General features: G+C 65.7%; 8 protein-coding genes and 1 pseudogene. 6 read left to right on the top strand and 3 right to left on the bottom strand.

The window, feature by feature from the left end; genetic code table 11:
* Positions 1-1,286, bottom strand: a 1,286-nt coding sequence (locus tag PGX04_RS30730; protein WP_273741950.1) for a dihydrolipoamide acetyltransferase family protein, incomplete at its 3' end; no start/stop codon positions are given.
* 311 nt (positions 1,287-1,597) lie between these two features.
* On the opposite strand from PGX04_RS30730, the gene PGX04_RS30725 reads away from it, so the two are divergent.
* The gene (locus PGX04_RS30725; protein ID WP_273741949.1) at positions 1,598-3,502 is read left to right on the top strand and encodes a 2-oxoacid:acceptor oxidoreductase subunit alpha; all 1,905 of its coding nucleotides are present in this window, start codon (positions 1,598-1,600) and stop codon (positions 3,500-3,502) included.
* Positions 3,503-3,504: 2 nt separating this feature from the next.
* Positions 3,505-4,440, top strand: a complete 936-nt coding sequence (locus PGX04_RS30720) for a thiamine pyrophosphate-dependent enzyme (protein WP_273741948.1) — start codon at positions 3,505-3,507, stop codon at positions 4,438-4,440.
* Positions 4,441-4,540: 100 nt separating this feature from the next.
* Here PGX04_RS30720 and PGX04_RS30715 read toward each other — a convergent pair whose 3' ends face one another.
* Both PGX04_RS30715 and PGX04_RS30710 read right to left on the bottom strand, forming a co-directional pair.
* Positions 4,541-5,707 carry a LolA family protein gene (locus PGX04_RS30715; RefSeq protein WP_273741947.1) on the bottom strand — a complete coding sequence of 389 codons (1,167 nt, stop codon included), beginning with the start codon at positions 5,705-5,707 and terminating at the stop codon, positions 4,541-4,543.
* Positions 5,708-5,782: 75 nt separating this feature from the next.
* The gene (locus PGX04_RS30710; RefSeq protein ID WP_273741946.1) at positions 5,783-6,097 is read right to left on the bottom strand and encodes a hypothetical protein; all 315 of its coding nucleotides are present in this window, start codon (positions 6,095-6,097) and stop codon (positions 5,783-5,785) included.
* Between the two features lie 156 nt (positions 6,098-6,253).
* On the opposite strand from PGX04_RS30710, the gene lrpA1 reads away from it, so the two are divergent.
* From lrpA1 to PGX04_RS30690, 4 genes and pseudogenes are all read left to right on the top strand, one after another.
* Positions 6,254-6,682: an HTH-type transcriptional regulator LrpA1 gene (lrpA1, locus tag PGX04_RS30705; protein WP_180840834.1), complete on the top strand. Its 429-nt coding sequence runs from the start codon at positions 6,254-6,256 to the stop codon at positions 6,680-6,682.
* Positions 6,683-6,759: 77 nt separating this feature from the next.
* Positions 6,760-7,239 carry an SRPBCC family protein gene (locus tag PGX04_RS30700; protein ID WP_273741943.1) on the top strand — a complete coding sequence of 160 codons (480 nt, stop codon included), beginning with the start codon at positions 6,760-6,762 and terminating at the stop codon, positions 7,237-7,239.
* Between the two features lie 77 nt (positions 7,240-7,316).
* Positions 7,317-7,919: a nitrous oxide reductase accessory protein NosL gene (locus PGX04_RS30695; RefSeq protein ID WP_273741942.1), complete on the top strand. Its 603-nt coding sequence runs from the start codon at positions 7,317-7,319 to the stop codon at positions 7,917-7,919.
* A 52-nt stretch (positions 7,920-7,971) separates the two neighbouring features.
* Positions 7,972-8,259 (top strand): annotated as a pseudogene (locus PGX04_RS30690) (DMT family transporter); the annotation flags it as partial.

The raw sequence follows: 8,259 nt of genomic DNA, 5'->3' as shown, positions 1-8,259 counted from the left end.
TACGTGAGGTCGAACGGAAGGTGACGCAGCCACTCGAGGCCGTCGTCCTCGCCGCGGACCGGCCGCTCCGCGACGGCGTCGACGCCGAGAATGGCGACCTGGGGCGGGTTGATGATCGGATCGAACGACTCCACGCCGAGGACGCCGAGATTCGTCACCGTGAACGTGCCGCCCTGCAGGTCGTCCATCGTGTACTCGCCGCTCGTCGCGCGGTCGACGAGGTCCCGTCGCCCGTCGGCGATTTCCGCGAGCGACTTCCCCCCGACGTCGGCCAGTACCGGGGCGATGAGTCCCTGTTCGACGTCGACGGCGATGCCGACGTTGTGTTCCGCCCACCGTTTGTGGACGTCGTCCTCGAACGTCGCGTTGAACGCGGGGTGTTCCTCGAGGGACGCCGAGACGGCTCGGAGGAGGACGTCCTGGACCGACACGTCGGTCTCGAGGACGTCGGTCGCGGCGTCCGCGGCGTCGAACAGCGCCTCGGCGTCGGCCTCGCGGTGGACGGTCACGTGGACGGCCTCGCGGTAGCTCTCGCTCAGCCGCGAGGCGATCGTCCGGCGCATCCCGTCGAACGGGCGCTCGTCCGCGAGGGTTCGAGAAGCGGGGCCGCTCTCCGTCGCCCCACCCTCCGCAGCCGCTTCGACGTCCTCCTCGGTGATCGCGCCCTGATACCCCGTCCCCTCGACTGTCGAGAGGTCGACACCTAATTCGTCGGCGCGCTTGCGCGCCCGCGGCGACGCGTCGGGCTCAGCACCGTCCCCGGATTCCGAAACGGCCGCGCGCTCGACGTCCTCCTCGGTGATCGATCCCTGATAGCCGGTACCCTCGACGGTTGCCAGATCGACGTCCAGATCCACCGCCCGGTCCCGTGCGCGGGGCGAGGCACGGATATCGTCCGCCGCCGCGCCGCCTCCGACCCCGGCACCGTCTCCGTCCGACGCCGGTTCGGCCAGCCGGGCGTCATCCTCGTGTTCGACCTCGTCTTCAACCTCCACGTTGGCCTCGAGATCGGCCGTCGCCTCCGTCTCGAGATCGCCGATGTCGCTCTCGGCCGGCGCGACGATTCCGATCGGCGTCCCGGGTGGCACCGACTCGTCGACCTCGAGGTAGGTCCGCCGGAGCACCCCGTCTTCGCGGGCTTCAACCTCGGCGATACTCTTCTCCGACTCCACTTCGGCGATCAGTTCGCCCTCGGAGATCGACTCGCCCTCGTCGACGGCCCACTCGAGGAGCGTCCCGCGGTCCATCTCGAGACCGAGTTTCGGCATCCGAACGATGTATCCCATGCGATTTCGTACCATGAAACGGATGTAAAAGGTGTCGCCCGACGGAACCACCGGCCCGTCCGGGGAAGCGGTCGTACCGTCCGCCGACCCGAGACTGTTTCGGCGGTCCGACGCGCTCTCACCGACGTCGGCTGGTTGGACAAATGTGGACAATCATGAATTCGTTCCCCGGTTATGATAATGATCGTTACTACATATTCTTCAGTGGATGTTCATTCTTCACGAAAGATCCTTGGTAATCTATAGCAAAGTCTTTAGGTTCGGTAGTCCGAATTTCGGGTACGGTTGGCCCATCGGCCACTGATCCACATATGAGCAGCGACGAACTTATCTGGCGAATCGCAGGCGGTTCCGGCGACGGAATCGACTCGACGAGCCAGAACTTTGCCAAGGCGCTAATGCGCTCGGGGCTCGACGTATTCACACACCGCCACTATCCGTCGCGGATCCGCGGCGGCCACACGTACGTCGAAATTCGGGCCGCAGACCACGAGGTACAGTCACGCGGCGACGGCTACAACTTCCTGCTCTCGCTGGGCGACTCGTTCGCTCGCAACCCGCAGGAAGAGGCCTACTACGGGAACGAGGAGGTCAAACCCCTCTCGGAGAACTTAGACGAGCTCCGCGAGGGCGGGATCATCGTCTACGACGAGGGCCTCATCAGCGAGGAGGACGTCGAGGCGATCGATCTCGAGGCCCGCGCCGAGGAGAACGACTGGCACGTCTTCCCGATGGACCTCCGGTCGCTCGCACGCGAACACGGCCGCGAGGTCATGCGCAACACCGCCGGCGTCGGCGTCACGGCGGCGCTGCTCGACATGGACCTCGAACACATCGAGAACCTGATGTCGGACGCCATGGGTGGGGACGTTCTCGAGGCGAACCTCGAGATCCTCCACGAGGCCTACGACACCGTCAACGAGGAGTACGAGTTCGAGCACGACCTGCGCGCACCCGAGGGCTCTCACGAGGCCGAACAGGCGCTGCTGTCGGGCTCGAACGCGATCGCCTACGGCGCGATCGACGCCGGCTGCCGATTTATCGCCGGCTACCCGATGACGCCGTGGACGGACGTGTTCACGATTCTCACCCAGAACTTCCCCGACATGGGCGGCGTCTCCGAACAGGTCGAAGACGAAATCGCCGCCGCGGCGCTCGCCCTCGGGGCGAGTCACGCGGGCGCGAAGGCCATGTCCGGCTCCTCCGGCGGCGGCTTCGCGCTCATGAGCGAACCGCTCGGTCTGGCGGAGATGACCGAGACGCCGCTCGTCCTCGTCGAGTCGATGCGAGCCGGCCCCTCGACCGGGATGCCGACGAAACCCGAGCAGGGCGATCTCGAGTTCGTCCTCTACACGAGCCAGGGAGACTCCTCGCGAGTCGTCTTCGCGCCGAGCAACATCGAAGAGGCATACGAGCAGACCAGACTCGCCTTCGAGATTGCCTGGGACTACCAGCTCCCGGCGATCATCATCTACGATCAGAAGCTCTCCGGCGAGAACAAGAACGTCGACGTCGAGTTCTTCGACCGCGAACCGGAACCCGATCTAGGATCGACGCTGACCGAAGACGAGCTCTCGGAAGCCGCCCACGACGCGAGCGGCAAGTTCAAGCGGTTCAACTACGAGGACGCCGAGAACAACGTCGCTCCGCGGTCGCTGCCCGGCCAGAAGGGCGGTCGTTACCTCGCGACCGGTAACGAGCACTCGCCAGTGGGCCACATCAGCGAAGATCCCGACAACCGCGTCGCGCAGATGACGCGGCGCATCGAGAAACTCGAGGACATCCGCGAGGAACTCGACGAGGAACACGACTCGAACCAGACCTACTACGGCGACGAGACGGCGGAGTACGGTATCATCACCTGGGGCTCGTCCCACGGTGCCGTCCACGAGGCCGTCGAACGGCTCAACGAGAACGGCCACGCCGTCAAGGGGCTGAGCGTCTCCGATATGATGCCGTTCCCCGAGGCCGAAGTCACGGAGTTCCTCGAGAGCGTCGACGAGGCGATGGTCGTCGAGATGAACGCCACCGCACAGTTCCGCGGGCTGATCCAGAAGGAACTGGGCCGCTTCGGCGAGAAGATGACCAGTCTGCTGAAGTACAACGGCAATCCCTTCGAGCCCGCCGAAGTCGTCGAGGGCTACGAAGTCAACCTCGCCGACGAGGACCGCGAACCGACCGCACAGGTACGAATCGAACCTGCGGCAGGTGACTAACCATGAGTGCATTTAACGCAATCGGAGAGGAACGAGAGATCGACCGGGACGAGTTTACCCCCGGCGTCGAACCGCAGCCGACCTGGTGTCCGGGCTGTGGCGACTTCGGCGTCCTGAAGTCGCTGAAACAGGCGCTGCCGGAAGTCGGCAAGACGCCTGAAGAGGTGCTGACGGTCACCGGGATCGGCTGTTCGGGCAAGCTGAACAGCTACCTGGATACCTACGGCTTCCACACGATCCACGGCCGCTCCCTGCCCGTGGCTCGAGCCGCGAAGCTGGCGAACACCGACCTCGAGGTCATCGCCGCCGGCGGTGACGGCGACGGCTACGGGATCGGCGGGAACCACTTCATCCACACGGCCCGGGAGAACCACGATATGACCTACATCGTGTTCAACAACGAGATCTTCGGTCTGACGAAGGGTCAGACCTCGCCGACCAGCCCGAAGGGTCACAAGTCCAAGACCCAGCCGTCAGGGAGCGCGAAGACGCCGCTGCGGCCGCTGTCGCTGTCGCTCAACGCCGGCGCGAGCTACGTCGCCCGCACCGCCGCCGTCAACCCGAACCAGGCCAAGGAGATCATCGCGGAGGCCATCGAGCACGACGGCTTCGCCCACGTCGACTTCCTGACCCAGTGTCCGACCTGGAACAAGGACGCCCGTCAGTACGTCCCCTACATCGACGTCCAGGAGTCCGACGACTACGACTTCGACGTCACCGATCGGCGCGAGGCCGCCGAGATGATGCACGAGACCGAGGACGTCCTCAACGAGGGCACCGTCCTGACCGGTCGGTACTACGTCGACGAAGACCGGCCGTCCTACCAGCAGGAGAAGTCGGCCGTCGGCGAACTCCCCGACCAGCCCCTCGCCGAGCGGTACTTCGACGAGGACGCCGAGTGGGAGCGCAGCTACGACCTGCTCGAGCGTCACACCTGAGCGCACACCGAATTGCGGTCCGTTCCCATAGTCCGACAGTCGGGGGCCGTCCCGATACCGACCGTCGGTCGCAGCCCCGTTTTTCAGCGCGTTCCGTCGGCTAACAACCGGTTTCGAGCGACTCGCCGACCGCGAGCGCCGTTCCGTCGTCGAACCCGCTTTCAGCGAACACGGAGTAGTAACGATCACCACACGGCCACTGTAGTTCCGTCCCCTCGTCGGTTTCCGCGATCGTCCCCCTGGCGGCACCGACCGGGACCGCGTCGCCGCCGTTCGCAAACCGCCGCGGCCCGTCGCTCGTGACGACCGACACCGTCTCGTCGGCCGCGGTCCGGTACTGCAGCGTCACCTGCGTCCGGTTTTCGTCCGGGAACTCGTAGCCCGTGATCGAGTCGAGTTCGGTCCCGTCGGGCAGCGCGTCCGCGGGCGGCTCCGCGACCTCGAACGGGACGGCTTCCTCGGCCGCGTCGACGCTCTCGTAGGAGTCGATCGACGGGAACGAGATCGTCTCGACGTCGGTTCCGTTCGCCGTCGATGCCGGATCGAATGTAAAGCGATCGTCGTCGATCCCGCCGTCGATCTCGAGGTTCCGATAGGTTTGCTCCAGCGTCACGCCGTCGCCCTCGATCGCGTATTTGACCGGGAACAGCGTCTCCCGATCGTACCAGACTTCAACGCGATCAGCGCCGCGCCGAGCGGGTTCTCCCTCGCTGGTCGCCAGCGGCAGGACGTACTCGGTGTCCTCGATCAGAACGCTGATCGACCGCTCGATCGTCTCGTTGATCGGCGGATCGAACGTGACGCGATAGGTGTCCCGGCCGTCGACCGTCGTCTCCTCGACACCTGTGATCTCGTAGGCTTCGAGGTACCGCTCCTGCTGTGCGTAAATCCCCTCGAGATAGGACGTCGCGTTCGGATCGGTCTCGAGGCGAGTCGCCCACTCGGCGCTGGCGTCGTAGTGCCAGCGATCGTCGCCGTCGTCGACGACGACGGTCTGGGTACCGTCGGCGCTCGTTTCGACGCGGCTCCGACCGTCGGCGCGGAGCCAGACGTCCTCGGTGTACTGGATCGTTTCGCCGTCGATCGTCCGGCGGACGTCGACGGTTGCGGAGACCTCGTCGGGCGGGTCGGCCGCGTCGATTTCTCGCTCGAGGTCCGCCGAAGTCGGACCGGCACTCGGAAGGGCGGCGCATCCCGCGGTCAAGAGAACCAGTATCAGCGCCACCACGGGAAGTGCGGAGCGGAGATCGCTATCGCCGACGGGCATGGTATGTGTCTCACATGTCGCGTCTCTTTAACGCATCGGTCCGGTCAACGACGGGAGCGAGGTCCCGGCGGTCGACTACTCGCCGGCACCGAAGCCGCCGGCGAACAGTTTCGAGAGGGAGCGCAGGACGAGCAGAGCGACGACCAGGCCGGCGAGCAGGCTGGGTTGGAATCCGTACCGCATCTCGCGAACGCCGTAGGCGACGACGAGGAGCCCCATAAGCAGCGCCGTCCCGCCGGCCCAGCGAGCGACGTGTGCAGGGTCGACCGACTCGTCGTAGTTCGCGTGCAGGTCCACTCGTCCGCGAAACGCGATGAGCGAACCGAGACCGAGAATCGCGAGCCCGCAGACGACCCAGACGGCACCGCTGACGAGATTCGGTTCGACCATATCGATAGCGAACGTGCGGCCAGCGGGCGAATAAGTCCGGCGGTTACGAGCCTCGAGCCGACGGCCGCCGGGACCGCCGTTTCACCGTCTTCCGTTCGGATATCCGTCGTTTTCGTATACAAAAGATATTTTTCTGTCCGAGCAAAACGTACGGTCATGAGTACTCAGGCGACGGAAGATCGTATCCTCGAGGTTCTCGAGGAGGACGCACAGGCGTCCTACGCCGAGATCGCCGACCGGGCGAACGTCTCGAAACCGACGGTGCGGAAGTATATCAACCAGCTCGAGGAGGACGGCGTTATCATCGGCTACTCCGCGGATATCGATCCGAAGAAACTCTCGAGCCAGACGATCGCGCTGGTCGGGCTCGACGTCGCGAGCGAACGCTACGTCGAGGCGACGCAGGCGATCAAGGACCTCGAGGAGGTCGAGGCGTTGTACAGCTCCAGCGGCGACCACATGCTGATGGCGGAAGTGCGCGCCGAGGACGGCGACTCGCTGGGCGAGACCATCTCGGAGGAACTGCTCGAGATCGACGGCGTCACCGCGGCGCATCCGTCGTTCCTGCAGGAACGGCTCAAGTAGACCGCGCGATTCTCCGCTCCGCCGTCGCCGTTCGTGGGTGGACGTTTTCCCGCTGGCCGTCGTAGGATGCACGAGCGATGCAGACGTACGAACGTGAAACGACCGTCGACTCGCCGTTCGAGGACGTCTGGGCGTTTCACTCCCGCGTTTCCGGTCTCGAGGCGGTGACGCCGGACTGGCTGGGCCTGCGCGTCGAGCGCGTGATCGGCCCCGACGGCGATCCGGATCCGAACGTGCTCGAGCCCGGCTTGGAAGTCGCGCTATCGATGCGCCCGTTCGGGGTGGGGCCGCGCCAGCACTGGACTTCGGTGATCACGGACCGCGATCGCGACGAGGGATCGGCGTACTTCCGCGACGAGATGGTCCACGGGCCGTTCGATCGGTGGGAGCACACGCACAGCTTCTTCGCCGACGGGGATCGGACCGTCGTCCGAGATCGAGTCGACTACGAGTTGCCGTTCGGCCGACTCGGCGACGCGGTCGAGTCGGTCTCGACGCCGGGATTCGCGGCCATGTTTCGGGCCCGCCACCGGCTGGCGAAAGCGCGACTCGAGTGAGAGCCCCGAGCGACGGCGCGGTCGGATTCGAAGCCCGAACCACGCCGGTTTTGATCGCCGGTCCCGTAGCGTGGCGCATGACCGAACGGGACGGGATCGAGCGTCGACGGCTGCTGGGTGCGCTCGGGGTGGGCGCGACCGCGTGCGTCGGGGGCTGTCTCGGGGGCGACGGAGCCGAGGACGACGATGACGAGGACGACGCACAGGTACACGAACCGACGATGGAGATCGAGTTCGATGACGACGGCCCGTTCGATTTCGACGACGGGGAGCGCTGTGCGGTCTGTGGCATGCCGGCGAAGAAATACTTCGGAACGGGGCAACTCGTCCACGAAAACGGGCTGGCGGCCGTCTTCGACTCGCCGGGCTGTCTGTTCGCGTACACGGTGTCGTCGACCCCCGACTCGCCGATCGCAGCTGCCTGGACGACCGATTACGAGACCCGGGATCTCATCGACGCGACCGCGGCCCATTTCGTCCTCATCACCGACGAGGAGGCCGCCGAGGATCCGATGGGGATCGATCCGCGACCCTACGCCGAGCGCGATGACGCCGTCGCCTTCCTCGAGGAGTGGGAGGCGGAGGAGCTGACGCCTGATGACGACATAATCGTCGGCTTCGAGGACGTCAGTTTGGAGATCGCGGCGACCTACCGCGGGAACCGGCTTCCCGACGAGTAACGACTCGATCGTTTCGGTACTCGTTTGCGCCAGGAGACGAGTGGACCACGACGTGAACGTCGATCTCGAGGTCACACCGGCGGTCGCGCTCGCCGTCGCGGTGTTCGCGACGAGCACCAGCGCGATTCTGGTCCGCTGGAGCGCCGCCCCGAGTTCGGTCGCGGCCTTTTACCGCGTCCTCTTTACGACGGTGCTGGTTGCACCCCTCGCCGGTATCTGCCACCGGACAGCCTTCGCTCGGCTGTCACGGCGCGATCTCGCGGGTGCCATCGTCGCCGGCGTGGCACTGGCCGTCCACTTCGCGGCCTGGTTCGAGAGCCTCGAGCACACCAGCGTCGCC

It is taken from the genome of Natrinema soli, from assembly GCF_028618695.1.
Note: the sequence above shows the minus strand (reverse complement) of the source record. Positions and strands in the feature narration are given on the sequence as shown.